Below are 26949 nucleotides of genomic sequence, written 5' to 3'. Positions count from 1 at the left end.
CGGCGGTGTCGCCGTCCTGCCGCCTCACCGGTACACGACGACCTTGTCGCCGTTCCTCACCTGCGCGTACAGATCCGCGATCGCCGCCTCGTCCCGCACGTTGACGCAGCCGTGCGAGGCACCCGCGTAACCGCGGGCCGCGAAGTCGTAGGAGTAGTGCACGGCCTGGCCGCCGCTGAAGAACATGGCGTACGGCATGGCCGAGTCGTAGAGCGTCGAGACGTGGTGGCGGGACTTCCAGTAGACCCGGAAGACGCCCTCCCGGGTCGGCGTGTACTGCGAACCGAAGCGCACGGACATCGTCGACACCGTCCGCCCGTCGATCATCCAGCGCAGTGTCCGGCTCGACTTGCTGATGCACAGCACCCGGCCGGACGTGCAGCGCGGGTCGGGCGCGGCGGCGGGCTGGCCGCCCATCAGGTACAGCTCCCACGTGCCCGGTTCGTGCGACATCCCGAGCAGCCGCTGCCAGGTGACGGTGTCCGTCCGGCCGGTCCGCGGCAGCCCGCGCTTGCCCTGGAAGCCGCTGACGGCACGCTCGGTCAGGTCGTCGTACGTCCCGGTCGGCCCGTCCACGAGCCACTCGACCTGGCGCAGCCTGGCCTGCAGCTCACGGACGTCCCGGCCGGTGTCGCCCCGCTTCCACAGCACCCTGGCGGCATTTGTCCCGGCCGACGGCGCGCCGGGTGACCGGCGGCCCCCGGGCGGCGCGCTCTTCGACGGGGCCCCGGTGGTGACGTCTATGCGCACCGGCGCGTGCCCCTTGCCGTCCGGCCCCGTGCCCTGCACGGTGCAGCCGCCCGCCGCCAGTACGGCCACCAGCGCGACGGCGACCGTCCGCCCCGTGCTCCCCATGCCCGCCATACGCACCACGGCCCCCCGTCGTCTCACGGTCCCGCACCGACGTCCCCTAGGTTGTTCCCGCGGATGACGCGCCGCGAACGGCACGGCATCGTTGTGACCGGGACCGCATCGAGGCTGTGAGGAAGGTCCCAGCGTGCGCCTCTCCACCGGCTGCACGCGCGCGGATACAGTCCGTCGAAGGACGGGCCTGTACTGGCGAGTAAATGACGGGTGGTCCGACCAGTTCGACCATGTGCTCAGCGGGAGGCGACACACCATGACGCGCGAGTCCGAGTCCGGGCTGCCCATCGAACCGGTCTACGGGCCCGACGCCCTGGCGGACTGGGACGCGGCCGAGAAGCTGGGCGAGCCCGGGAAGTACCCCTTCACCCGGGGCGTCTACCCGTCGATGTACACCGGCCGTCCGTGGACGATGCGCCAGTACGCCGGTTTCGGCACGGCGACCGAGTCCAACGCCCGCTACAAGCAGCTGATCGCCAACGGCACCATGGGCCTGTCGGTCGCCTTCGACCTGCCCACCCAGATGGGCCACGACTCCGACGCCCCGATCGCCAGCGGCGAGGTCGGCAAGGTCGGCGTCGCCATCGACTCCATCGACGACATGCGTGTGCTGTTCGGCGGGATCCCGCTGGACAAGGTCTCCACGTCGATGACGATCAACGCCCCGGCCTCCCTGCTGCTCCTGCTCTACCAACTCGTCGCCGAGGAGCAGGGCGTGAGCGCCGACCAGCTCACCGGCACGATCCAGAACGACGTGCTGAAGGAGTACATCGCGCGCGGGACGTACATCTTCCCGCCCAAGCCGTCGCTGCGGCTGATCGCGGACATCTTCAAGTACTGCAAGGCCGAGATCCCGAAGTGGAACACCATCTCGATCTCGGGCTACCACATGGCCGAGGCGGGCGCGTCTCCCGCGCAGGAGATCGCCTTCACCCTCGCCGACGGCATCGAGTACGTGCGCACCGCGGTCGCGGCCGGGATGGACGTGGACGACTTCGCGCCCCGCCTCTCCTTCTTCTTCGTGGCCCGTACGACGATCCTGGAGGAGGTCGCCAAGTTCCGCGCGGCCCGCCGGATCTGGGCGCGGGTGATGAAGGAGGAGTTCGGCGCGAAGAACCCCAAGTCGCTGATGCTGCGCTTCCACACCCAGACCGCGGGTGTGCAGCTGACCGCCCAGCAGCCCGAGGTGAACCTGGTCCGCGTCGCCGTGCAGGGCCTGGGCGCGGTCCTCGGCGGCACGCAGTCCCTGCACACCAACTCCTTCGACGAGGCCATCGCGCTGCCCACCGACAAGTCCGCGCGCCTGGCCCTGCGCACCCAGCAGGTCCTCGCCTACGAGACGGACGTGACCGCGACCGTCGACCCCTTCGCCGGTTCCTACGTCGTCGAGAAGATGACCGACGACGTCGAGGCGGCCGCCCTGGAACTGATGGACAAGGTCGAGGAGCTCGGCGGCGCGGTCAACGCCATCGAGCACGGCTTCCAGAAGAGCGAGATCGAGCGCTCCGCCTACCGCATCGCCCAGGAGACCGACTCCGGCGAGCGGGTCGTGGTCGGCGTCAACCGCTTCCAGCTCGACGAGGAGGAGCCCTACGAGCCGCTGCGCGTCGACCCGGCCATCGAGGCCCAGCAGGCCGACCGCCTGGCCAGGCTCCGCGCGGAGCGCGACCAGGCGGCGGTGGACTCGGCCCTGGCCGCCCTGAAGAAGGCCGCCGAGGGCGAGGACAACGTCCTCTATCCCATGAAGGACGCCCTGCGCGCCCGCGCCACCGTCGGCGAGGTGTGCAACGCGCTGCGGGAGGTCTGGGGCACGTATGTACCCTCGGACGCCTTCTGAGCGTCGCGACGGCGACGGCTGAGCCGGACGGGGCCCGGTTCGGGAGTCAGGCGTCCAGTCCGAACCGGCCCAGATAGGCGTCGAGGCCCTCCGGGGTGTCGCCGGACCATCCGACGTACCCGTCCGGCCGTACGAGGAACAGCCCCGTCCCGTACGCCCCGTGCGCGCCCCCGCGCACCACCCGTACCGCCTCTCCCACGCCGTCGCCGGGGGCGTCGACGCCCAGCGCCAGCAGTGTCCAGTGCGGTCCCCGGAAGGCGTCGAAGAGGCGGACGTCGTCCACCCTCCCGTCGGGCGCGCGGTCGCCGGCCCGTATCGCCTCCTCGCCGACGGTGCCCCGCGTCTCCACCGTCAGCGACGAGTCCCGGTACCCGATGCCCAGCTGCCGGGTCGCCCCGCCGCGCCGCACCTCGCCGCGGTGGACGGCGGTCGACAGGTCGAGCATCTGCGCGGCGATCGGACGCCGTTCCTCCTCGTAGCTGTCCAGGAGCGCGGCGGGGGCGTCGCCCTTCAGCACCGCGCCCAGCTTCCAGCCCAGGTTGTAGGCGTCCTGGACGCTGGTGTTGAGCCCCTGGCCGCCCGCGGGGGAGTGCACGTGCGCCGCGTCGCCGGCGATGAAGACCCGGCCCGCGCGGAAACGGTCGGCCAGCGCCGCCCGCGGCCGGAAGTCGGAGACCCAGCGGACCTCGGTCACGTCCTCGGCGGCGATGTGCGAGCGCTCCGCGACGACCTTGCGGACGCCGTCCGCCGAGGTGTCCAGGTCCGCGCCCTCCGGGAACCGCGCCATCACCTGGAAGTCCTCGGTGCCGGCCAGCGGGCAGACGGCGAGGAGGCCGACGTCCTGGTGCGGCGGGAAGACGTGCCAGTTGTCGCGGTCCAGGCCGCTGATCCGGACGTCCGCCACCAGCGTCGGGCTCGGGTCCACGGTCTCGCCGGTCATGCCGATGCCCAGCGCGCGGCGCACCGCCGACCGGCCGCCGTCCGCCGCGACCAGGTAGCGGGCGCGCACCGTCCCGCCCGAGGAGAGGTGCGCGGTGACGCCGTCCCCGTCCTGCGTGACACCGACGACCTCGTGGCGGAAGGCGACCTTGCCGCCCAGTTCCGCGAGCCGCGCGGCCAGGATCTCCTGCGTGCGCCACTGCGGCACCATCCACGCCCTGTTGTACGGCGAGTCCTCGCTCGGCTCGGCCGGGTCGAACATGTGGTGCTCGCCGACCCGCTCGCCGTTCCGCCAGATCATGCCGATCGGGTAGGGGCCGCCCACCGCGTGGAGCGCGTCGACGACGCCGAGGTCGTCGAAGACCTCCATGGTGCGGGGCTGGAAACCCTTGCCCCGTGAGCCCGGGAACAGTTCCCCGGCGCCCTCCAGGACCAGCGCGTCCACGCCGCGCCGGGCCAGGTCGACACCGAGGGTGAGTCCGGTGGGGCCGGCGCCGACGATCAGTACGTCCGTGTCCAGCACATCCGCGTCCAGGGCGTGCGTATCCATGACATTCACGGCAACTCTCCTTAACAACGTTAAGTCCGGTGTGGGTTCGAGGATGGACTTAACGCCGTTAAGCTGTCAAGCGTGAGTACGGAACGACGCGCCCCCCTCGACCGCCGACGGGTCGCGGACACGGCGCTGAAACTGCTGAACGAGGTCGGCCTCGACGGCCTGAGCCTGCGGACCATCGCCAGGGAGCTGGACGTCAAGGCGCCCGCCCTCTACTGGCATTTCAAGGACAAGCAGGCCCTGCTCGACGAGATGGCCACCGAGATGTACCGGCGGATGCTCGCCGGGACCCCCCTCGACCCGGCCGACACCTGGCGGGAACGGCTGCTCAAGGCCAACCGCGGCCTGCGCGCCTCCCTGCTCGCCTATCGCGACGGCGCCAAGGTGTTCAGCGGTTCACGCTTCACCGGCGCGGTGCACGCCGAGTACATGGAGGGCACCCTGCGGCTGTTCACCGCCACCGGGTTCACCCTCGCGCAGGCGGTGCGGGCGACCACGACGACGTACATGTTCACGCTCGGCTTCGTCACCGAGGAGCAGGGCGTCGAGCCGCTGCCCGGCGAGCGCCGGGAGGGCTTCGACGTGGCGGAACGCGCCCGCCTGCTGGCCGACTACCCTCTGACGGCCGCGGCGGGCGCGGAGATCTTCACGGACTACGACCGGCACTTCGAGGAGTCGCTGGCGCTGGTCATCGAGGGCGTCGCCGCGACCTACGGCCGCGACTGAGCCGCCCCCGCCGCCCGGCCCGCCTTCGCCCGCTGTGCCGCCCGGTACCGGCGCACCGCACGCGTGACGAGAGGCGGCAGCAGGTCCAGAGCGAGCCGCCGGGTGCGCTCCCGCGGGGCCGAAGCACGAGCCGCACGGGCCGCCGGACGGGGCTGCGCGGTCTGCCCCGGCACCGGTGCGGTCCCCGGCCGGCCCGCGCCCGGTGCCGGGGCGGCCGCCGGTGGTGCGGGCGCCGGGTGCCGCGAGGACGGCAGCGAGGGCGGCCGCAGCCGCTTGCCCCTGGCGCGGGTCCGCACCAGCCGGTGCCCCGCGGCCCGCTCCACGGTCACGGCGATGTCGTCGCGCCCGCGCAGCGCCGCCAGCAGCTCCTCCTGCACGGGCTCCGGGTCGCCCCAGGTGCCGTACAGCTTCTGGCTGCTCAGGCAGACCGGGCGCAGTCCGCGGTTGAGCACCGCCTCCCAGGCCGCGACGGCGACGCCCGGGGTGTGCTCGCTGCGGAAGTCGTCCAGGACGACGATGCCGTCGGGCCCCAGCAGCTCCCTGGCCGCGCCGATGTCGCCCTCGACGTGCTCGTACAGGTGCGAGGCGTCGATGTGGACGAAGCGGCAGCTGCCCGGCGCGACCTCGTCCACGACCGCGGAACTGGGCGCCTGGATGATCGTCGGCAGGGTGTCGTGGAAGGAGAGGTAGTTGCGTTCGAAGGCCTGGCGGGTCAGCGAGGAGTACGACTTCGCCGCCTCCGCCCGGTTGGCCGCGTCCGGGGGCTCGGCCCCGAACAGGTCGCAGACGGTGAGCGTCTCGCCGTCCCGCAGCCGGTGCCCGAGCAGGATCGCGCTCTTGCCCAGGTAGGCGCCCAGTTCCAGCAGGTCGCCGCGGGTGTCCAGCCGCTCCTGCCGCTCAAGGAACCAGGAGAACAGCACCTGGTCGAGCGGCCAGAACCAGCCGGGGACGTCGTTCAGCTCACCGGGGTACTCGTGCGTGACTTGCGCAGTGGCCATGAGGCGAGGATGCATCCTCGACCCCGGAAATGGAGTCGGCACGCGCGATCCGACGGTCAGAAAATCGCACGTATCGCTCAATGTGTCCCGGTCGCCACCCTGCGCAGCCCGCTCGGGGAGCCCTCGGGAAGCCGTCAGGAGGCCCGCAGGAAGGCGGAGTGGGCGGCCTTCCCGAGGTAGGTGAACCGGGTGTCGTCCTTCAGGTGCTCGTCGAGCGCCTCCTCGATGCCCGGCCAGCTCGGGTCGCCGAAGTCGTCCAGCACGACGATCGCGCCGGGCGCGGCGATCTCCTCGGCCCACCGGAGGTCCTGGCGCACCCCCTTCGCCGAGTGGTCGCCGTCGACGACGATCACGGCGTAGGAGCGGTCGGAGACGGCCGCACGGGTCTCGGGGTCCTCGGAGAACCCCTGCCGGACGCGGGCCGCCGCACCGGCCGGACCGGCCAGGGCGAGGTTGGTGCGCACCGCGCGCTCGTCCACCGGCGTGCCCGTCGGGTCGGGGCGCACGGTGGTGCCGGGCTGGAGCTGCACACCGGCGAACGGGTCCACGATGGTCAGGGCCGGGCTGCGCCCGTCGCGCTCCAGCATCCGCACCAGACCGGCGGAGAACATGCCGTACAGCGTGCCTATCTCCAGGACCTCGTCGTTCGGCGGGCCGAGCAGCGGGATCGAGGCGAGCTTGCCGCAGATGTTCATGGTGCCGCCCGCGACCCGGCCCACGCCCAACGACTCCAGCGCGATCAGGAGCCGGTACGCGGTGGCCACGTTGCGCTCGGCCGCCACCCGGTCCCCGGCGAGGGCCGCGACCTCGCGGTGCAGCCGTTCCAGGGACCCCTCGGCCACCGTCCGGGAGATGCCACGGCCGGAGGAGCCGACCAGCAGCTCGAAGGTGAGCTGCTGCTTCTTGGTCACCTCGGGGTCGGGCACCGGAGGTCTGCGGGACTCCGCGGCGCGGATCCGCCGCTCGATGCGCTGATCGATGAGATCGGCGACGGGACGCAGCAGGCGCCGGCCGGCGGAACTGCGGAGCAGGGTACGGCTGTTCATGGGTCAACGACCTCTATCCGTCACGGAAGTGAACGTGGGTGCGTGGAACGCCAGTGGGGTGGGTGAGGCCAGACTAGGGACGCCCGGCACCCGAAACGCAGCTCCCGGAACGGGCCATGGGGCGAACTTCTGCGGAACGCCGGATGACCGGACGATGGCGGCTCCCGGCGTTCACCGGGGGGTCACGCACATGTCGCCGATGTTCATCCGGCGGCGCTTTCCGGCGCTCAAGCCCCTCTCATAGCCTGCACCGACGTGCGCCGCGCGGCGCCGCGGCTGCGAGCGCGCGCGACGCGGCATGCCGATCCCCGGCCCGGCCCACACCGCCGGGCCCGCGCGTCCAACCCGGGAGTGACCCCCCATCGCCGCCGAGCCCCTGACCACCACCGAGTCCGTCCGCCCCGCCGCCGTCGCCGACCGGACGCAGGTGCCGCGTCCCCGCGGGGAACACCGGTACGACGTCGACCTCGTCCGGGTCCTGGCCTCGGTCGGGGTCATCGTCTGCCATGCCGCAGGCGAACTGATGAAGGCCGTCGACCGCGACCCCGCGCAGGGCGGGCCCGTCTACTGGACCGCGCTCACCGGGGACGCGCTGAGCCGCTGCGCCGTACCGCTGTTCTTCGCGATCGCCGGCTGGGTCGTCCTCTCCGGAGCCCCGCCCCGCGACGGCCGGCAGGTCCGCAAACGGCTGAACCGCATCGTCGTGCCGCTGGCCGTGTGGACCGCGGTCTACCTGCTGTGGGACTGGGCCCGGGACGCCAACACCGAACCCACGGCGCGGCTCGCCCGGGACGCGGTGTTCGCCTCCGTGCGGCCCGCCTTCCACCTCTGGTACCTGTACGCCTACGTCCCGGTGATCCTGCTGCTGTCGGTGGCCGTGCTGGTCAGGAACGGCAAGCGGCCCTGGGGCGCGGGCGCCGCGCTGCTCGGCCTGGCGCTCGCCCCGACCCTCCTGGGCGACCTCGGGCGCCTCCTCGACGTGCGCGTGCCCCCCTTCGCCTGGCAGTTCGGCGTCTACCAGATCGCGTACGCCGTCGCCGGGGCCGTCCTGCTCTCGCTGCCCGGGTCCGCGGTCGCGGGCCGGCGCCGACGCCTGCTGTGGCTGACCGGCGGGCTGTGCGCGTGGGCCGCGGTCGCCGTCTACGAGCACCGGGTGCACTTCCCGAGCCCGTACGCCTCCGTGGTGGTGGCGCTGCTCGCCGGAACCCTGCTGATGGCGCTCGACCGGATCAGGGTGCCCGAGCGGTTCCGGCCGCTCCTCGGCAGGCTCGCAGGGGCCTCCTTCGGCGCCTACCTGGTCCACCTGCTGTTCCTGGAGGCGCTGGCCCCGCGGCTGGTGTCGGCGGACGCGGGCTGGGCGGGCGCCGCGGGCGCTCTCGCCGGTCTGACGGCCGTCACGGTCGCGCTCTCGTTCGCCGCCGCCCTGCTGTGGACCCGGCTGCGGCTGGGCCGCTGGCTGGGCTGAGCCGGACGGCGCCGGGACGCCGGAGCCCCGCCCGTGCGGCGGGGCCTCCGGCGTCTTTGGCGCCGTCGCGTTCCGGCTCTCTCACTTCCCCCCGGGTCCGCGCCGTACCGCCCTGCGCACCACGCGCCTGGCCCGCCGCACCTGGAGCTTCGCGCGCAGCTGCGGGCGGCTGCCGGGCAGCCCCAGCTCGGTCAGCCGCAGCTCCGGGAAGTAGTAGCCGGGGGTGCCGGAGAGATGGCCGCGCAGCCACTCCTCCGTCGGCCTGCGCAGCTCCGGGTAGGTCTTGGGCTGCATGCAGAAGCCGATCGCCCGGACCAGCGGCGACAGGGACGCGGGCGCGGCGCCGACGAGCGCCGGGTCGCCGGGGCCCTCCAGGTCGGGCACCAGGTGGTCCACGACGGCCAGGGGCACCCGGTTGCTGTTCGGGTAGGGCGTGAGCCGCTCCATCACCAGCGCCGTCCCGACCCGGGCCACGGGCACCTCGTAGTAGGCGGAGGCGGTCACCATCGCCGTCGAGAAGCAGCCGACGACGAGTTCGGGGGAGCAGTGGTCGTACAGGGTCTCGGCCAGCAGGGGCGCGTCCAGCACGGTGAGCCGCACGCCCGCGTCCGCCGCCGCCTTGCTCAGGGCCGCCGTGTAGCCGGCGGGCGCCGTCGGGTGGGGCTTGAAGACCACCGAGCGGTGCCCGGCCCGCGCGGCCCCGGTCAGCATGCGGACGTGGAGGTCCTCCTCCTCCCGCGCGGTCAGGATGTTGATCGCCGCCAGGTACTGGCCGAGCAGCACGGCCGTCGGCTTCTCCCGTACCACGGGAGCCAGTTCGGGGCCGTCGGCCGCTTCCCGCGAGATCTCGTCGAGCACCGCGCGGAACGCCGCGTCGGGGACGACCTCGGGCTCGACGCCGTACTCGGACAGCAGCATCGGCCTGAGGCCCGGGATCAGGTCGAGGTGGAGCAGGCGGCGGATGCGGCGCGCGAGGGTCAGCGGCAGCTTGTCGCGGGTGGGGCCGTAGCTCATCAGGCCGTCGGCGTACACGTGGAGGCTCGCCTCGGAGAAGATCGCGGCCAGCGCGCGGGCCGGGTTGACCTGGATCGACTCGACGGCCAGCTCGATCAGGTCCCGCTCGCCGATGCCCCAGGCGAGCCGGAACGCCTTCTGCCACAGGGACACGTCGTTGCCCCGGGGGCCCCACGCGCTGGGGTGGTGCGGACGGATCGCCTCGTTCCAGCTGACCACGGAGTCGAACCGGCCGGATATTCGCCCGTACCCGTGCATCTCGTCCAGGCGCAGGGCGGTCTCCGGTATCGCCGCGTTGTTGGACACCAGCAGGACGCGCCGGGTCTCGCCGCGCGGTCCGAACAGGCCCGCGTCGAGCGCGGCGGCGAGGGTGGCGGCTCCGTAGAGGGTGGAGACCTGGAATATCTGGGTCTTGGGGGGCATGGATCAGGCAGCCTTCCGCCCGTCACGCAGGCGGCCGAGCAACCTGCTGCGAGTCCTGTCGATGGTCCGGAGGGTCTCCTCCAGTACGTGCTGGGGCATGCGGTGCAGCGCGTCCCGCGCCTCCCGGCGCAGCCGCTGCGCCGCCGAGGTCTCGTACTCGCCCACCTTGCCGAGGTGGAAGGCGATCATGGCGCAGTAGGTCCGTACGGCCTTGGGGAGGAAACGCTCCGCCTCCGGGTCCGCGAGCAGGTCCTTCAGGAGCATGTCGTAGGCCGGGATGAAGTCCAGCTGCCGGGAGTCCTTTATCTGGGTGAGCGAGGTGGCCACGCCCCGCCGGTAGAAGACCCCGTGCAGTCCCACCGACGCGTACGTCGCGGCCTTCAGGTGCAGCCGCCAGATCCACAACCGGTCCTCGGCGGTGCGCAGTTCGGTCGCGAAGCGCATCCCGCCGTCGTCGAAGAGGTGCCGCCGGTAGATCCCCGCCCAGACGAAGGGGTAGTCGACCATCGTCTCCATGTGGGGCGGCGCGATGCCGTCGCGCGGGTCCATCACGACGTTGCGTGCCGGGGCCGGGGGGCGCCGGACCACCCGCTCGGTGCCGGTGGCCTGCACATGGTCGGTGCGGGCGAAGTCGCAGCCCAACTCCTCCACCCAGCGCACCAGTTCGGTGAGGTAGCCCGGCCCGTACCAGTCGTCGCCGTCGAGGAACGTGACGTAGTCGCCGCGGGCCGCGTCGATACCGCTGTTGCGTGCCTGCGCGATGCCCCGGTTCGTCTCGTGCCGGATCACCCGGGTGTCGGTGCGCCGGTCCGCCCAGCGTTCGATCTGCCACGACGTGGAATCCGTGGAGCAGTCGTCGACGAGCAGGAATTCGAAGTCCGGGTCCGCGTTGTTGGCGAGGCTTCTCAGAGTGCTCTCGGCGAAGGATTCCACATTGTGCATGGGAACGACGACGGACAGTTTCGGCACGCGGGCCTCTCACGTTCGAAGAAGACGAGAAACAGATCGGTTCAGAACAGATCAGAGATCTGCGGTGTCCGGGAAGGCCCGGAAAGGCGAACTCCGTTCGTGGGGGAGATGAATTCTTCTCATCCCCCGATCGAGCGCCGGATGGCCCGGGCCCGGCGCACCACCCTGCGTGCCGTGGAGTTGTGCGGCAGGAACCCCAGCCGGGCCGGGATGCCGCCCGGCAGGCCCAGGGAGGTGAGCCTGCGCTTCTTGAAGTACCGCCAGGTGCGGGCGTCCAGGTGCGCGCGCAGATACGCCTCCGCCGCCGGGCGCAGCTCCGGCAGGACCTTCGGCTGCATCGCGAACCCGACGGCCCGCACCAGCCCGGCCAGCTCCTCGGCGTCCACCTCCCGCCGCCCCCCGGCGACGGCGGCCGGATCCGACAGGTCCGGCAGCAGCGCGTCCACGAGGGTGGCGGGCACGCGGTTGCTGTTCTCGTACGGCGTCAGCCGGTCGAGCAGCGTCTCGGTGCTGACCCGGGCGACCGGCAGGCCGTACAGCGCGGACGCGGTGAGCAGCGCCGTGGAGAAGCAGCCGACGACCAGCGCCGGACGCATCCGCTGGAACAGTGCCTCGGCCAGCACCGGCGTCTCCACCACGGTGAGGTCGACCCCCAGCCGCCCGGCCTCCTCCTCCAGGACCCGGGTGAAGCGGGCCGGGGCCGTCGGGTGCGTCTTGAACACCACGCGCGGGTGCCCGAGCGCGACGACGCCGGTCAGCATCCGCACGTGCAGGTCTTCCTCCTCCTCGGCGGAGAGGATGCCCAGCGCCGACAGGTACTGGCCAAGCAGCACCGCGGGCCGCTCCGCGTCCGGCAGCCCGACGGCGCCGTCCGCGGTCTCGGCCAGCACCTTGGTGACCGCCGGGGACGGCACCACCTCGGGCACCACGCCGAACTCCGTCAGCAGCAGCGGCGCGAGCCCGGGCACCAGGTCCAGGTGGAGCAGCCGCTCCACGCGCGTGCCGACCAGCGGGGCGAGCTTGGTGCGGGTGGGCCCGTAACTCATCAGGCCGTCCGCGTAGACGGTCAGGGGCGCGTCGGTGAAGATCTGCGCCACGCCGAGCGCCGGCGGCACGTGGACCGACTCCACGGCCAGCGCCACGTCGTCGTCGCCCAGCCCCCAGGCCAGCCGCAGGTGCCGCTCCCACAACGGCACGTCCCCGGCCCGCGGCGACCAGTCCCCGGGGTGGAAGGGGCGGATCGCCTCGTTCCACGACACCACGTCGTCGAACCGGCCCCGCAACCGCTCGAACCCCGGCGAGGCGTCCAGGGGCGGTGTCGTCTCGGGCGTCGCCGCGTTGTTGGTGACCAGCAGGATCCGCCGGTCGGCCGCGTCGAAGCAGCCGGAGTCCAGGGCCGCGGCGAGCGTGGCCGTGCCGTACAGCGTCGACGCCAGGAAGATCTGTGTGGTCATGCCGCCGCCCCCTCGGCCGGGCCGCCCGAGGCCGCGCGACGGCGCAGCCGCCGCAACCGCGTGGCGCGCTCGGCGTCCATCGTGTCGAGCACCTCGTCGAGCGCCTCCTGCGGCATCCGCCGCAGCGCCGCCGCGCTCCGCTCCTTCAGTATCCGGGCCACGGCGGGCTCGAACCGCTCGATGGAGCCGAGGTGGTGGGAGATGATCGCGCAGTACGTGCGGATCGCCTTCGGCACCAGCCGCGCGGCGTCCGCGTCCCCGGCCGCCCCCGCGAGCACCTCGTCGAACGCGCGGATGAAGTCGAGCCGGCGCACATCACCGATCTGGGTGAGCGAGGACGCCACCCCGCGCCGGTAGAACACACCGAGCAGTCCGGTCACCGCGAAGGACTCCGCCTCCCGGTGCAGCTTCCAGATCCACGGCCGGTCCTCGGCCGTGCGCAGCCCGTCGGTGAAGTGCAGCAGGCCGCGCTCGGCCAGCCGGCGGTGGTAGACGCCCGCCCACGCGTAGGCGTAGTCCACGGAGGTGGTGCGGTGCGCGGGCAGGATCGCGTCGCGCGGGCGCAGGGCCGTGTTGCGGCGGCCGTGCGGGACCCGGTGCAGGGTGCGGTTGCGTCCCGTGCACTGCACGTGGTCGGTGCGCACGAAGTCCACGTCCAGCCGCTCGATCGCGGCCACCAGGTCGGCGCAGTGGCCCGGCGCCAGCCAGTCGTCGCCGTCCAGGAAGGCGAGGTACTCGCCGCGCGCCCGGTCGATGCCGGTGTTGCGGGCCGTCGCCAGGCCGCCGTTGTGCTCGTGTATGACCAGCACCGCCCCCGGCAGCTCGCGCTCCGCGCGCGCGAGGAGGTCCACGGTCCCGTCGGTGGAGCAGTCGTCGACGAGAATGAACTCGAAGTCGTCCCGCGCGTTGGCGCGCAGACTCCGCAGAGTGTCTGGGGCGTATTGCCGCACGTTGTAGAACGGCACGATGACGGAGAGCTTGGGCACGTGAGCGACGTTATGCGACGGTCCGGCATGCGTCTTTACCGGTTTCTTGATTCCCGGTGAACGCGGCGTGGCGAAGCGGTGAAGCGGACGCTTTTCCCGGGTCCGGACGGGCCGAATCCCCATTCGGCGACGTGCTGTTCACCCTTTGTTGGATTCCGGTTGGGCGGTTCCTAGGAATGGCTTCCTAGCGTCTGGGGCGTGCCAGCAAGTGCAACGAAGGCCCTGAGAGTCGCCGTCCTGGCGGACTCCGACACCCGGTGGAAATGGGGCGCGCTCACCGCGACCCGCGTCTGCCCCGGGGACACGGAGATCCACCTCGACGGCTACCTCCTGCGCGGCCGAGCCACCCCCACCGCCCGCCAGCTCCAGGAGGTCGGCGTCAGCGCGGACTCGCTCCGCGAGGTGACCGCCGTCGAGTTCCTGCGCGCCATGGCCGGGGCGCGGGACGAGGACTCCTACGACGTCCTCGTCCTCGCCCTGGTCGGCGGCGGGGTCCAGGCGATGCTGCACGGGCTCGGCCGCGTCTGGCAGCACGACGCGGAACGGCCCGTGGTCGTCACCGGCTACGTCGGCGTCGTCTACGAGAAGCTCGCCGACGGCCTGCTGCTGCGCCACGGCGCCGACCTCGTCCTCGCCAACTCCCGTCAGGACGCGGACCGTTTCCGCGCCGTGTACGAGGGGGTCGGCGCCGACGCCGGCGCGGTGACCGAGGTCGCCCTGCCCTTCCTGGGCGGGGCCGCCTACGCCGGTGAGCCGGGCGGGGACGAGCGCCCCTGCACGGTGGTCTTCGCCGCGCAGCCCTCGGTGCCGGACAGCCGCGGGGACCGTACGTACCTCCTCGAACGGCTGATCCGGCACGCCCGCCTCCATCCCGAGCGCGAGGTGCTGCTCAAGCTGCGCTCCAAGCCCGGCGAACACACCACGCACATCGAGGAACTGCCCTACCAGAAGCTGGTGCAGCGGGCCGACCCACCGCCCAACTTCCGCCTGGTCTACGGGCACATGGGCGAGGTCCTGGACCGCACCGACCTGCTGGTCACGGTCAGCTCCACGGCCGCCCTGGAATCCCTGCACCGCCGCATCCCCACGGTCGTCCTGACCGACCTCGGCGTGCGCGAGGCGCTCGGCAACCACCACTTCGTGGGCTCCGGCTGCCTCGCCTCCTGGGACCAGCTCGACGCGGGCCACCGCCCGGCCCCCGACCCCGAGTGGGTCGCCCGGCAGGGCGTGGCGGCGGACGGCGGCTACGAGACCGCCTTCGACGAGGCCCGCGGACGCATCGCCGCCCTGCTGGGCCGGCCCGGCGGACTGCCGCCGCTCGCCCCCTACTACACCCTCGTCACCGCGCCCGGTTACCTCCCCGGCATCCTCGCCCGCCACCACCTGGCCCCCGACGGCACCCCGCTGCCCGGCGCACCGGCCGCCGACCGGGCGCCCGGCCCCGTGCGGCAGGTCGTGCGGCGTGCGGCCCGCGGCGCCTACCGGCACGGCGTCCAGCGGGTCGCCCCGGTGATCCGCCGGATGGGGGAGCTGTGACCGCCCCGGTGCCCGGGCCCGCCCCGATACCCGAGACCTCCCCGGTTCCGCCCACGTCCGCGGTCCCCGCGACACCTGCGCAAGGAGCAGATCCCATGTCCAACCCGGAAGCGGGCCAGGGCGCTTCGGTGCGCCGGGTGCTCGCCGTGATCCCCGCCCGCGGCGGCTCCAAGGGAGTGCCCGCGAAGAACCTCGCCCCCGTCGGCGGCGTCCCGCTGGTGGTCCGCGCGGTGCGCGAGTGCCTGGCGGCCCGCCTCGTGACGGACGTCGTGGTCTCCACCGACGACCAGGCCATCGCCGCTGCGGCCCGCGAGGCCGGGGCCGAGGTCGTGCTGCGGCCCGCCGCCATCGCCGGGGACACGGCCACCTCCGAGGCCGCCGTGCTGCACGCGATGGACACCCACGAGGCCCTGCACGGCGCCGCCGTCGACGTGGTCCTGCTCGTGCAGTGCACCAGCCCCTTCCTGGTCCGCGAGGACGTCGACGGGGTGGCCGGCGCGGTCGCCGAGGACGGCGCGGACACCGCCGTCACCGTCGCCCCGTTCCACGGCTTCGTCTGGCGGGACGGCACCGACGAGACGGGCGGGGCCGACGGCGGCCACGGCGTCAACCACGACAAGGCGTACCGCCCCCGCCGCCAGGACCGCCCACAGGACCTGCTGGAGACCGGCGCCGCCTACGCCATGGCCGCCCCCGGCTTCCGCAAGCACCAGCACCGCTTCTTCGGCCGCACCGAACTGGTCCGCACCGACCCGGCCCGCGTCCTGGAGATCGACGACCCGCACGACCTGGCCCGCGCCCGGGCCCTGGCCCCGCACTTCGACGCGGCCCGGCCCGGCGCCCTGCCGACCGCGGCCGACGTCGACGCCGTGGTCCTCGACTTCGACGGCACCCAGACCGACGACCGGGTGCTGATCGACTCCGACGGACGGGAGTTCGTCTCCGTGCACCGCGGCGACGGACTCGGCATCGCCGCCCTGCGCCGCAGCGGCCTGACGATGCTGATCCTGTCCACGGAGGTGAACCCGGTCGTCGCCGCCCGCGCGCGCAAGCTCGAGCTGCCCGTGCTGCACGGCATCGACCGCAAGGACCTCGCCCTCAAGCAGTGGTGCGAGGAACAGGGCATCGAGCCCGAACGCGTGCTCTACGTCGGCAACGACGTCAACGACCTCCCGTGCTTCTCCCTCGTCGGCTGGCCCGTGGCGGTCGCGAGCGCCCACGACGCCGTACGCGGCGCGGCCCGCGCGGTCACCACCGTCCCCGGCGGCGAAGGCGCCGTACGGGAGATCGCGGCCTGGCTCCTGGGCCCCTCACTGAACACCCCCGACCCTCTCGAAGCCCCCACGCTCACCCAGTCCAAGTAAGGAACCCCCTGCCATGAGCACCAACTCCCGCATCCGCACCTTCGGCACCCGCGAGGCCGGCCCCGGCCGTCCCGTCTACATCACCGGCGAGATCGGCATCAACCACAACGGTGAGCTGGAGAACGCCTTCAAGCTGATCGACGCCGCCGCCGAGGCCGGCTGCGACGCCGTCAAGTTCCAGAAGCGCACCCCGGAGATCTGCACCCCGCGCGACCAGTGGGACATCGAGCGGGACACCCCCTGGGGCCGCATGACGTACATCGACTACCGCCACCGCGTGGAGTTCGGCGAGGACGAGTACCGCCAGATCGACGAGTACTGCAGGACCAAGAACATCGACTGGTTCGCCTCCCCGTGGGACACCGAGGCCGTCGCGTTCCTGGAGAAGTTCGACGTCCCCGCCCACAAGGTCGCCTCCGCCTCCCTCACCGACGACGAGCTGCTGCGCGCCCTGCGCGCCACCGGCAAGACGGTCATCCTCTCCACCGGCATGTCCACCCCGAAGCAGATCCGTCACGCGGTCGAGGTCCTGGGCAGCGACAACATCCTCATGTGCCACGCCACCTCCACCTACCCGGCGCAGGCCGAGGAGCTGAACCTCCGCGTCATCAACACCCTCCAGCAGGAGTTCCCGAACGTCCCGATCGGCTACTCGGGACACGAGACCGGCCTGCAGACCACGCTGGCCGCCGTGGCCCTCGGCGCCACCTTCGTCGAGCGCCACATCACCCTCGACCGCGCCATGTGGGGCTCCGACCAGGCCGCCTCCGTCGAGCCGCAGGGCCTGACCCGCCTGGTGCGCGACATCCGCACCATCGAGGCCTCCCTCGGCGACGGCGTCAAGAAGGTCTACGACTCCGAGCTGGGCCCGATGAAGAAGCTGCGCCGCGTCACCGGCGTCGTCGCCGAGGCGGAGATCGCCGCCGCCGCGGGCGAGCCCGTCACCGTCTGACCACCGCCCACCGAGTCACTCACCACGGGACGGACCCCCACCGATGAGCCCCCGCGCCGGGAACGCCGGCCCCCGCACTCTCGCCTTCGTCGAGAGCCCGGTACAACTGCTGAACGTGCTGGAGTGGGCGCACACCCGCGCCCCCGGCGCGGAGCTCACCCTCGTGGTCCTCTCGCCCGTCGACCCGATGACCCGCGGCCAGCTGCGCCGCATGGCGGAACTGGCCCGCAAGGAGGGCCACGAGATCCGCTGGGAGGAGGCGCGCGGCGGTGCCACCGCCCCCTTCCGCACGGTCGGCGGCCTGACCACCGCACTGCGCCAGGCGGACCGGGTCGTCATGGGCGACCCGTTCTCCCGCTACGTGCAGCTCCTCCTCACCATCACCCGCGCCCACGACCTGGTCGTCGTCGACGACGGCACCGCCACGATGGAGTTCGTCACCCAGCTGGCCCACGGCGAGCGCCTGGTCCGCTGGCACCGCAAGGGCAGCCGCCCCGGCCCGCGCGACCTGCTCTTCGCCCCGGTCTCCCGGTCGGCCCGCCACCGCCTCACCCCGACCCCCGACCGGCAGGTATCGGTCTTCTCCTCCATGCCCATCGACGACGTCCCCGAAGGCGTCACCGTCGCCGCGAACGACTTCTCCTGGACCAGGGCCCGCTTCGGCCCGCCGCGCATCACCAAGGGCGCCGACATGGTCGGCACCTCCCTGGTGGAGACCGGCGTCGTCGACGCCGACCGCTACGTGGCCGCCGTACGCGCCCTGGCGAAGACCCACGGGGCCGCCCGCTACTTCGCCCACCGCCGGGAGAGCGCCGAGAAGCTGCACCGGCTGGCCGTGGAGACGGGCCTGCAGATCGTCCGCCCCGACCTCCCCCTGGAGCTGATCGCCCGCCGCGGCCCGATCGGCCGCACCGTCCTCAGCTTCCCCTCCACCGTCGTCCACACCCTCCCGCTGGCCCTCACCGGCACCGAGGTCCGGGTCGCCGTCTGCGACATCGATCCCGCCTGGCTCACCGAGACGGCTTCACCGCGGGCCCGCGGATTCCTGAGCGGCGTCACCGGCTCGGCGCGGGACGTGCACCGGCTGTCGGCGGTGGTGAGCGCGGGGTAGGGCGCGTGGAGCGGGCCGCGCGTGGTAACCGTGGGGAAGAGGACGGGTGCCGTGGAGCGGTCGGGCCGCTCCCGGTGATCTCATGATCGGCTCGGCCGGAAAGGCGGCCAAGTTTACCCAAGCGAGATGATGGCTATGCGTAGGGCGGCCGAGTTTTCTTCCCCTAACGGGCTGAATTTTGTTGATCGTGGGTCCATCGATCGCCCGGGAGCCCTACGCTGCAAAGGGTGAACGTGTTGATGTCCCCAGAGTCCGAGGCCGACACTCCTGGTGAAGCCGCGCTGCCCGGCACCTTGCCGGACACGCTGCGCGCGGAGCTCGTGGCCTTCCGCCGTGATCTGCACATGCACCCCGAGCTGGGCAATCAGGAGTTCCGCACCACCGCCGCGATCAAGGAACGGCTGGAGCGGGCCGGTCTCAAGCCCCGCGTGCTGCCCATCGGCACCGGGCTCGTCTGCGACATCGGCACCGGCACCGACTCGGGACAGTGGTCCGGCGGGCCCCGCATGCTCGCCCTGCGGGCCGACATCGACGCCCTGCCCATCCCCGACACCAAGACCGAGTGCGCGTACCGCTCCCAGGTGCCGGACCGCGCCCACGCCTGCGGGCACGACGTGCACACCACCGTCGTCCTCGGCACCGGGCTTCTGCTCGCCGCCCTGCACGAGCAGGGCCTGCTGCCCCGGCCCGTGCGGCTGGTCTTCCAGCCGGCCGAGGAGGTGCTGCCCGGCGGCGCCGCCGACGCCATCGAGGGCGGTGCGCTCGACGGGGTGCGCCGCATCCTGGCCGTGCACTGCGACCCCCGGGTGGACGCCGGGAAGATCGGCCTCAGGGTCGGTCCCATCACCTCCGCCTGCGACCGGCTGGAGATCGCCCTGAACGGCCCCGGCGGCCATACCGCCCGCCCGCACCTCACCACCGACCTGGTCACCGCCGCCGCCCGCGTGGTCACCGACGTGCCCCCGCTCGTCGCCCGGCGCGTGGACAGCCGCAGCGGGCTCGCGCTGACCTGGGGGCGGATCGAATCCGGCCACGCCCCGAACGTCATCCCGCAGCACGCCGAACTCGCCGGGACCGTGCGCTGCCTCGACCTCGACGCCTGGCGGCAGGCGCCCGACCTGGTGATGGGCGCCATCGACGAGATCGCCGACCTGTACCGGGCCAAGTCCGAGATCACCTACGTCCGCGGCGTGCCCCCGGTCGTCAACGAGGTCACCAGCACCGAACTGCTCCAGGCCGCCATGGTCGCCCGGCGCGGCACCGACGCCGTCGAGGGCACCGAGCAGAGCCTGGGCGGCGAGGACTTCTCCTGGTACCTCGAGCACGTGCCCGGCGCCATGGCCCGCCTCGGCGTCCGCCCGCCCGGCGAGCGCACCGTCCGCGACCTCCACCAGGGCGACTTCGACGTGGACGAGCACGCCATCACGGTCGGCGTGGAGATGTTCACCGCGGCGGCGCTGATCGACGCCGTGCAGTAGGCGGCGGAGAAGAACGTCCCCCTTCGATCCGGTCGTTAACAGGGCGGTAACCGGCCAGCGGCACGAATGGATAACGGCGCCGCGCAATCCCGTTCCCAGGAGGTTCTACGCGCGTTAATGTGCGCCGAACCGAGCACCCGCTGCGGGGCTTTGGAGAATGGGGAACCTCAGATGCGTCGGATATCGAGACTGACCCGCGTCGCGGTGGGGGTCGCGTCGCTCGCACTCGCCGCCACGGCCTGCGGCGGCACCAGCGGCGAAAGCGGCGACGACGGCGGTGACGACAAGGGCCTCGCCATCGCCTACGACGTCGGCGGCAAGGGCGACCAGTCCTTCAACGACGCCGCCTACGCCGGTCTGCAGCGGGCCCAGAAGGAGTTCGGCTACAAGACCGCCGACATCGAGCCCACCGACGGCGAGACGGACGCCGACAAGGAACAGCGCCTGACCTCCCTGGCCAAGCAGGGCTACAACCCGGTGATCGGCGTGGGCTTCGCCTACGGCCCGGCGATGAAGGCCGTCGCCGCCAAGTACCCCGACACCACCTTCGGCATCGTCGACTCCGTGGTCGAGGGCAAGAACGTCGCCTCCCTCGTCTTCGCCGAGAACGAGGCCTCCTACCTCGCCGGCGTCGCCGCGGCCAAGGCCACGAAGTCCAAGACCGTCGGCTTCGTGGGCGGTGTGGACGTCCCGCTGATCCACAAGTTCGAGGCCGGGTTCGCGCAGGGCGTCAAGGACACCGACCCCAAGGTCAAGGTGCTCTCGCAGTATCTGACGCAGACCGCGGAGGAGGGCGGCTTCTCCAGCCCCGACAAGGGCAAGGCCGCCGCCGAGGGCCAGATCGAGAAGAAGGCCGACGTGGTGTACGCGGCGGCCGGTCTCTCCGGGCAGGGCGTGATCGAGGCCGCCGCGAAGGCGAAGATCTGGGCGATCGGCGTCGACTCGGACCAGTACAAGCAGGAGGCCCTCGCGGCCTACAAGGACTCCATCCTGACCTCCGCCCTCAAGGACATCAACGGCGCGGTCTTCGCGCTGGCCAAGTCCGTCGAGGACGACAAGCCGCTGACCGGCACCCACACCTTCGACCTGAAGTCCGACGGCGTGGGCCTGTCCGACAGCAACCCGAAGTTCGCCGAGGTCCCCGGCGCGAAGGAGGCCGTGGAGAAGGCCAAGGCGGGCATCGTCGACGGCACCATCAAGGTCGCCACGGAGTAGCCGCGACGGCACGTGACGCAACCCGGCGAAGCGGACGGGCGCCCCGGCGCCCGTCCGTTTCCGCGTGCCGCGACCCCGGGCCGGGCGTCACCCTCAGCCACCCCCGGTCTGCGCCCGGCGAGCACCGTACCCCCGTACGCGTCGCCTTGCTCACGGGCGGATAACAAGGTGGACAGAAGGGGTTTTCAGGCAGGTCTACGCGCGTTAATCTGCGGCGAAAGCAGCGCCGCAGCCGAACCGTCCCCGGCGCTTGTACGACAGGAGCACCAGACATGCGCCGGATTTCCCGGATCACGGTCGCAGGCGCAGCGACCGCCTCCCTGGCCCTCGCCCTCGCCGCCTGCGGTGGTACCTCGACCGACTCCGGTTCGGAGTCCAAGGGGGACAAGGGCCTCGCCATCGCGTACGACGTCGGCGGCAAGGGCGACCAGTCCTTCAACGACGCCGCGTACGCCGGTCTGGAGCAGGCCAAGAAGGAGTTCGGCTACGAGACGGCCGACGTCGAGCCCACCGACGGCGAGACGGACGCCGACAAGGAGCAGCGGCTGTCCTCGCTGGCGAAGCAGGGGTACAACCCGGTCGTCGGCATCGGCTACGCCTACGCGTCCGCCATGAAGAACGTCGCCGAGAAGTACCCGGACACCACCTTCGGCATCGTCGACGACGCCACGATCGAGGCGAAGAACGTCGCGGACCTCGTCTTCAACGAGCAGGAGGCGTCCTACCTCGCCGGTGTCGCCGCCGCCAAGAGCACCAAGACCAACACGGTCGGCTTCGTGGGCGGTGTGGACGTCCCGCTGATCCACAAGTTCCAGGCCGGCTACGAGCAGGGCGTCAAGGACACCGACCCCAAGGTCAAGGTCATCTCGCAGTACCTCACGCAGACCGCGGAGGAGGGCGGCTTCTCCAGCCCCGACAAGGGCAAGACCGCCGCCGAGGGCCAGATCGAGAAGAAGGCCGACGTCGTGTACGCGGCGGCCGGTCTCTCCGGTCAGGGCGTGATCGAGGCCGCCGCCGCCAACAAGGTCTGGGCGATCGGCGTCGACTCCGACCAGTACAAGCAGGAAGCCCTCGCGAAGTACAAGGACTCCATCCTGACTTCGGCCACCAAGGACGTCGCCAAGGCGGTCTACAACCTCGCGAAGTCGGTCGAGGACGGCAAGCCGGAGACCGGTATCGTTCGGGGCGATCTGAAGTCCGGCGAGGTCGGTCTCTCGGACTCCAACCCGAAGTTCGCGGACGACGCCGAGCTCCAGGCAGCCATCAAGACGGCCAAGGAGAAGATCATCAGCGGCGAGATCAAGGTCAAGAGCAGCTGAACGGCTGAGTAGCACCAGCAGTACCTCGAACAGCGTGTAACCGCGCCGGCCCGGCCGCACGGCGGGGTACGGGGAGAGCGTCCTCGAAGTCGCCCTCCCCGTACCCCGTCGCGTCGATGTGCCGCCGCCGCTTTAGATGCCGTAGGGGCGCTACGCGCGTAGACGGCCCCCGTCCCCAGGAGAGTGCGCCATCGACGCGTCCAGCAGCCCTCCGGCCGGAGCGGCGGTCAACGAACCGGTGACCGCCGTCGAACTCGCCGGGATCACCAAGCGTTTCCCCGGAGTCGTGGCCAACCACGACATCCACCTCACCGTCCGCAAGGGCACCGTCCACGCCCTCGTCGGCGAGAACGGCGCCGGCAAGTCGACCCTGATGAAGATCCTCTACGGCATGCAGAAGCCGGACGAGGGCACCATCGCGGTCGACGGCGAGCAGGTGACCTTCTCCTCGCCCGCCGACGCCATCGCCCGCGGCATCGGCATGGTCCACCAGCACTTCATGCTCGCCGACAACCTCACGGTCCTGGAGAACGTGGTCCTCGGCAGCGAGAAGCTGTACGGCATCGGCGCCAGGGCCCGCCGGAAGATCAAGGAGATCTCCGAGCGGTACGGCCTCGGGGTGCGTCCCGACGTCCTCGTCGAGGAGCTGGGCGTCGCCGCCCGCCAGCGCGTGGAGATCCTCAAGGTCCTCTACCGCGGCGCCCGCACGCTGATCCTCGACGAGCCCACGGCCGTCCTGGTGCCGCAGGAGGTGGACGCCCTCTTCGACAACCTGCGCGAGCTGAAGGCCGAGGGCCTGTCCGTCATCTTCATCTCCCACAAGCTGGGCGAGGTCCTCTCCGTCGCCGACGACATCACCGTCATCCGGCGCGGTACGACGGTCGGCACGGCCGTCCCCGCCGAGACCACCCCCCGGCAGCTCGCCGAGCTGATGGTCGGCAGCGAACTGCCCACGCCGGAGACGGCGGAGTCCACGGTCACCGACCGCGCGGTCCTCACCGTCGACACGCTGCGCCTCGTGGCGCCCGGCGGCAAGGCCCTGCTGGACGACATCTCCTTCACCATCCACGCCGGTGAGGTGCTGGGCATCGCCGGTGTCGAGGGCAACGGCCAGACCGAGCTGGTCGACGCGCTCATCGGGCTGCGCCAGGCCGACTCCGGCAGCATCCGCTTCCTCGACCAGGACATCACCGCGCTGCCCACCCGCAAGCGCCGCGAGCAGGGCGTCGGCTACATCCCCGAGGACCGCCACCGCCACGGACTGCTCCTGGAGGCGCCCCTCTGGGAGAACCGCATCCTCGGCCACGTCACCGAGAAGCCCAACAGCAAGGGCGTCTGGCTGGACCTCAAGAGCGCCCAGCAGGACACCCGTCGCATCGTCGAGACGTACGACGTCCGCACCCCCGGCATCGACGTCACCGCCGCCTCGCTGTCCGGCGGCAACCAGCAGAAGCTCATCGTCGGCCGCGAGATGAGCCACAAGCCGCGCTTCCTCATCGCCGCCCACCCCACCCGCGGTGTGGACGTGGGAGCGCAGGCCGCAATCTGGGACCACATCCGCGAGGCCCGGCGCGAGGGCCTGGCCGTGCTGCTGATCTCCGCCGACCTGGACGAGCTGATCGGCCTGTCCGACACCCTCCGGGTGATCTACGACGGCAAGCTGGTCGCGGACGCCGACCCGGCCACCATCACCCCCGAGGCGCTCGGCTCGGCGATGACCGGCGCCGCCTCCGGACACCTGGAGGACGAGGAGACCCCCAAGTCCCCGGCGGCCCCGGCGGGCGTGTCCAAGTCCCCGGAGTCCCCTGAATCCGCGCAGTCCCCGGACACTCCCGAGCCGACCCAGTCGCTCAAGTCCCCCGAGGCCCCTGAGTCCCCCGAGTCTCCGGAAGACGAGGCCCGCTGATGAAGAAGTTCGACAAGGAGCGCGTGCTCCTCGCGGTGGCCGGACCGGTCATCGCGCTCGCCGTGGCCTTCGTGCTCAGCGCGATCGTCCTGATCGCCTCGGGCAAGAACCCGGTCGAACCGTTCGCCCTCATGTTCGAGCAGGCCGGATTCTCCGACATCCAGGTCCTGATCATCAACCAGGCGTCGATGTACTACATCGCGGCCCTCGCGGTGGCCATCGGCTTCCGGATGAACCTGTTCAACATCGGCGTCGACGGCCAGTACCAGCTCGCCGCCATGATGGCCGCGATCGTCGGCGCCCACGCCAGCCTGCCGGCCGGCCTCCAGGTCCCGCTGCTGCTCCTGACCGCCGTCCTCACCGGTGCCTTCTGGTCCGGCATCGCCGGTGTCCTGAAGATCACCCGGGGTGTCAGCGAGGTCGTCGCGACGATCATGCTCAACTCCATCGCCACCGCCGTCATCGGCTACCTGTGGCTGCCCGACGTCTTCGGCGTCAAGATCGGCAACAACAACACCACCGGCGAGATGCACGAGTCCGGCTGGATCCCCGGCATCGACATGGGCGCGGCCGGCGAGATCTACGGCCTGGTCATCCTCGCCGTACTGCTCGGCATCGGCTACTGGCTGGTCCTCAACCGCACCCGTTTCGGCTTCGACCTGCGCGCCTCCGGCGCCTCCGAGTCCGCCGCCGCGGCCAGCGGTGTCGATCCCAAGCGCATGGTGCTCACCGCGATGCTCATCTCCGGCGGCCTCGCCGGTCTCGCGGGCCTGCCGATCCTGCTCGGCGACACCCACACCTACAGCCTCAACTTCCCCACCGGCATCGGCTTCCTCGGCATCGGCATCGCCCTGCTCGGCCGCAACAGCCCGGTCGGGATCGCCTTCGCCGCCCTGCTGTGGGCCTGGCTCGACAAGGCCTCGCCCGAGCTGGACTTCCACGGGTACGACAAGGAGATCGCGGTCATCATGCAGGGCCTGATCGTCCTCTCGGTCGTCGTCTCCTACGAGGCCGTCCGTGAGTGGGGCCTGCGCCGCCAGCAGCGCCGGGTCGGCGCGGAGCTGGCCGCCGGTCACGTCCTCGGCGCCACCGACAACTCGAAGAAGGAGGTGGCCGGCCGATGACCGCTCCGACCACAGCGACCGACGTCAACCAGCCGTCGCTGGAGCACGCACCACCGACCGGCCGCCGCATGTCGTGGCCCGTGCTGCTCCTGGTCATCGCCGGTGCCCTGGCGCTGACCTCGATCGTCCGCCTGATCACCGGCGCCAACGGCATCACCAACGTCAGCCAGATGTCCACCGCGCTCCAGCTCGCCGTGCCGATCGGCCTCGCCGGTCTCGGCGGTCTGTGGGCCGAGCGCGCGGGCGTCGTCAACATCGGCCTCGAAGGCATGATGATCCTCGGCACCTGGTTCGGTGCCTGGGCCGGCTTCCAGTGGGGCCCCTGGACCGGCGTCCTCGTCGGCATCATCGGCGGCTGCCTCGGCGGCCTGCTGCACGCCATCGTGACGATCACCTTCAACGTCAACCACATCGTCTCCGGTGTGGCCCTCAACATCCTGGCCCTCGGCGCCACCCGCTACCTGGCCCCGCTCGCCTTCGAGGGCCACCAGGGCGGCTCGGCCAAGCAGTCCCCGCCGGTCGACTCCCTCGGCCACTTCTCGATCCCGGGCCTGTCCGGCTGGCTGGACAGCCTCAACGACCGGCACTGGTTCTTCGTCTCGGACATCGCGGGCCTGCTCGGCGGCCTGGTCACCGACGTCTCCTGGCTCACCCTGCTCGCGGTCGCCCTGGTGCCCGCCACCTGGTGGATCCTGTGGCGCACGCCGTTCGGCCTGCGGCTGCGCTCCTGCGGCGAGAACCCGATCGCCGCCGAGTCCCTCGGCGTCAACGTCTACAAGTACAAGTACCTCGCCGTGATCATCTCCGGCGGACTGGCCGGTCTCGGCGGTGTCTTCCTCTCCATCGTGGCCAACCCCTTCTACCTGGAGGGCCAGACCAGCGGCCGCGGCTACATCGGCCTCGCGGCGATGATCTTCGGCAACTGGATGCCGGGCGGCCTCGCCATCGGCGCCGGCCTCTTCGGCTACACCGACAGCCTCAACCTGCGCGGCGGCTCCGCCAACGTGCACGCCCTGCTGCTGCTCGGCGCGCTGCTGCTGGTCGCCGGTGCCATCTGGCTGGTCATCCGCAAGAAGTACGTCAAGGCCGCGATCACCTTCGTCGTCGGCGCCCTGGTCTTCGCCTGGTACGCCGGCACCAACGAGGTCCCCAACCAGGTCGTCTCCGCCACGCCGTACGTCGTCACCCTCGTCGTCCTCGCCCTGTCCGCGCAACGGCTGCGGATGCCCAAGGCGGACGGCATGCAGTACCGCAAGGGCCAGGGCAAGTGACCGGGGCCGCGTGGGAGGAGCTGCGCACAGCGGCCCGGGACGCCATGTCCCGGGCGTACGCCCCCTACTCCGGGTACGCCGTGGGCGCCGCCGCCCTGGTCGACGACGGCCGCACCGTCACCGGCTGCAACGTGGAGAACGCCAGCTACGGCATCGGCCTGTGCGCCGAGTGCGGCCTCGTCTCGCAGTTGCAGGTGACCGGTGGGGGCCGGCTGACGCACTTCGTCTGCGTCGACGGCGCGGGCGAGGTACTCGTCCCCTGCGGCCGCTGCCGGCAGCTGCTGTACGAGTTCGGCGGCCCGGAGCTGCTCCTGGAGACCCCGGAGGGGATCCTCCCGCTGTCCCGGATGCTCCCGCAGGCCTTCGGCCCCGACCACCTCACGAAGTAAGGACAGC

General features: G+C 71.9%; 22 protein-coding genes. 14 read left to right on the top strand and 8 right to left on the bottom strand.

Features of this window, described 5'->3' with window-relative positions; translation table 11 throughout:
• Positions 1–24: 24 nt before the first annotated feature.
• Positions 25–855, bottom strand: coding sequence for a L,D-transpeptidase family protein (locus ACZ56V_RS02600; protein ID WP_467380574.1), 831 nt, complete (start codon positions 853–855; stop codon positions 25–27).
• Positions 856–1120: 265 nt separating this feature from the next.
• Here ACZ56V_RS02600 and ACZ56V_RS02595 point away from each other — a divergent pair, with 265 nt between their 5' ends.
• Positions 1121–2701, top strand: a complete 1581-nt coding sequence (locus ACZ56V_RS02595; protein ID WP_467380576.1) for an acyl-CoA mutase large subunit family protein — start codon at positions 1121–1123, stop codon at positions 2699–2701.
• A 46-nt stretch (positions 2702–2747) separates the two neighbouring features.
• Here ACZ56V_RS02595 and ACZ56V_RS02590 read toward each other — a convergent pair whose 3' ends face one another.
• The gene (locus ACZ56V_RS02590) at positions 2748–4190 is read right to left on the bottom strand and encodes an FAD-dependent oxidoreductase (protein ID WP_468939348.1); all 1443 of its coding nucleotides are present in this window, start codon (positions 4188–4190) and stop codon (positions 2748–2750) included.
• A gap of 81 nt (positions 4191–4271) precedes the next feature.
• Between ACZ56V_RS02590 and ACZ56V_RS02585 the strand changes: the two genes are divergently transcribed.
• Positions 4272–4922: a TetR/AcrR family transcriptional regulator gene (locus tag ACZ56V_RS02585; RefSeq protein ID WP_467380578.1), complete on the top strand. Its 651-nt coding sequence runs from the start codon at positions 4272–4274 to the stop codon at positions 4920–4922.
• Here the strand turns inward: ACZ56V_RS02585 and ACZ56V_RS02580 are convergent.
• Together ACZ56V_RS02580 and ACZ56V_RS02575 are read right to left on the bottom strand one after the other, a co-directional pair.
• The gene (locus tag ACZ56V_RS02580) at positions 4907–5920 is read right to left on the bottom strand and encodes a class I SAM-dependent methyltransferase (RefSeq protein ID WP_467380579.1); all 1014 of its coding nucleotides are present in this window, start codon (positions 5918–5920) and stop codon (positions 4907–4909) included. The genes ACZ56V_RS02585 and ACZ56V_RS02580 overlap by 16 nt on opposite strands.
• 134 nt (positions 5921–6054) lie before the next feature.
• Positions 6055–6966, bottom strand: coding sequence for a class I SAM-dependent methyltransferase (locus tag ACZ56V_RS02575; protein WP_468938640.1), 912 nt, complete (start codon positions 6964–6966; stop codon positions 6055–6057).
• 427 nt (positions 6967–7393) lie between these two features.
• On the opposite strand from ACZ56V_RS02575, the gene ACZ56V_RS02570 reads away from it, so the two are divergent.
• Positions 7394–8431, top strand: a complete 1038-nt coding sequence (locus tag ACZ56V_RS02570) for an acyltransferase (RefSeq protein WP_468938638.1) — start codon at positions 7394–7396, stop codon at positions 8429–8431.
• Between the two features lie 81 nt (positions 8432–8512).
• Here ACZ56V_RS02570 and ACZ56V_RS02565 read toward each other — a convergent pair whose 3' ends face one another.
• The 4 genes from ACZ56V_RS02565 to ACZ56V_RS02550 form a co-directional block, all read right to left on the bottom strand.
• Positions 8513–9868 carry a polysialyltransferase family glycosyltransferase gene (locus tag ACZ56V_RS02565; RefSeq protein ID WP_468938635.1) on the bottom strand — a complete coding sequence of 452 codons (1356 nt, stop codon included), beginning with the start codon at positions 9866–9868 and terminating at the stop codon, positions 8513–8515.
• 3 nt (positions 9869–9871) lie between these two features.
• Entirely contained in the window at positions 9872–10837 is a 966-nt protein-coding gene (locus ACZ56V_RS02560) for a glycosyltransferase family 2 protein (protein ID WP_467380584.1), read from the bottom strand.
• 119 nt (positions 10838–10956) lie between these two features.
• Entirely contained in the window at positions 10957–12291 is a 1335-nt protein-coding gene (locus ACZ56V_RS02555) for a polysialyltransferase family glycosyltransferase (RefSeq protein ID WP_467380586.1), read from the bottom strand.
• Positions 12288–13277, bottom strand: a complete 990-nt coding sequence (locus tag ACZ56V_RS02550) for a glycosyltransferase family 2 protein (RefSeq protein WP_467380588.1) — start codon at positions 13275–13277, stop codon at positions 12288–12290. Before ACZ56V_RS02550 ends, ACZ56V_RS02555 begins: the two co-directional genes overlap by 4 nt.
• Positions 13278–13475: 198 nt before the next feature.
• Here ACZ56V_RS02550 and ACZ56V_RS02545 point away from each other — a divergent pair, with 198 nt between their 5' ends.
• The 11 genes from ACZ56V_RS02545 (at position 13476) to ACZ56V_RS02495 (ending at position 26942) form a co-directional block, all read left to right on the top strand.
• Positions 13476–14813: a DUF6716 putative glycosyltransferase gene (locus tag ACZ56V_RS02545; protein WP_398912418.1), complete on the top strand. Its 1338-nt coding sequence runs from the start codon at positions 13476–13478 to the stop codon at positions 14811–14813.
• Between the two features lie 95 nt (positions 14814–14908).
• Positions 14909–16177: a cytidylyltransferase domain-containing protein gene (locus ACZ56V_RS02540; RefSeq protein WP_467380590.1), complete on the top strand. Its 1269-nt coding sequence runs from the start codon at positions 14909–14911 to the stop codon at positions 16175–16177.
• A gap of 13 nt (positions 16178–16190) precedes the next feature.
• Positions 16191–17129: an N-acetylneuraminate synthase family protein gene (locus ACZ56V_RS02535; RefSeq protein WP_052839720.1), complete on the top strand. Its 939-nt coding sequence runs from the start codon at positions 16191–16193 to the stop codon at positions 17127–17129.
• A gap of 43 nt (positions 17130–17172) precedes the next feature.
• Positions 17173–18240, top strand: coding sequence for a hypothetical protein (locus ACZ56V_RS02530; RefSeq protein WP_398912420.1), 1068 nt, complete (start codon positions 17173–17175; stop codon positions 18238–18240).
• Between the two features lie 239 nt (positions 18241–18479).
• The gene (locus ACZ56V_RS02525; protein WP_104634001.1) at positions 18480–19718 is read left to right on the top strand and encodes a M20 family metallopeptidase; all 1239 of its coding nucleotides are present in this window, start codon (positions 18480–18482) and stop codon (positions 19716–19718) included.
• Positions 19719–19889: 171 nt separating this feature from the next.
• Positions 19890–20933, top strand: coding sequence for a BMP family protein (locus ACZ56V_RS02520; RefSeq protein ID WP_398912421.1), 1044 nt, complete (start codon positions 19890–19892; stop codon positions 20931–20933).
• Between the two features lie 272 nt (positions 20934–21205).
• Complete coding sequence (locus tag ACZ56V_RS02515; RefSeq protein WP_398912422.1) at positions 21206–22252, top strand: BMP family protein; 1047 nt, start codon at positions 21206–21208, stop codon at positions 22250–22252.
• Between the two features lie 238 nt (positions 22253–22490).
• Entirely contained in the window at positions 22491–24158 is a 1668-nt protein-coding gene (locus ACZ56V_RS02510) for an ABC transporter ATP-binding protein (protein ID WP_398912423.1), read from the top strand.
• Positions 24158–25282 carry an ABC transporter permease gene (locus ACZ56V_RS02505; protein WP_104634004.1) on the top strand — a complete coding sequence of 375 codons (1125 nt, stop codon included), beginning with the start codon at positions 24158–24160 and terminating at the stop codon, positions 25280–25282. The genes ACZ56V_RS02510 and ACZ56V_RS02505 overlap by 1 nt, the downstream gene beginning before the upstream one ends.
• Positions 25279–26553, top strand: coding sequence for an ABC transporter permease (locus ACZ56V_RS02500; RefSeq protein WP_468938623.1), 1275 nt, complete (start codon positions 25279–25281; stop codon positions 26551–26553). The genes ACZ56V_RS02505 and ACZ56V_RS02500 overlap by 4 nt, the downstream gene beginning before the upstream one ends.
• A complete protein-coding gene (locus ACZ56V_RS02495; protein WP_356361019.1) occupies positions 26550–26942 on the top strand; it encodes a cytidine deaminase in 393 nt (130 codons plus the stop codon). Before ACZ56V_RS02500 ends, ACZ56V_RS02495 begins: the two co-directional genes overlap by 4 nt.
• Positions 26943–26949 lie beyond the last annotated feature (7 nt).

It is taken from the genome of Streptomyces sp. NPDC034099 (assembly GCF_055575415.1).
The sequence above is the reverse complement of the archived record's forward strand: the minus strand, read 5'-3'. Positions and strand labels throughout refer to the sequence as shown.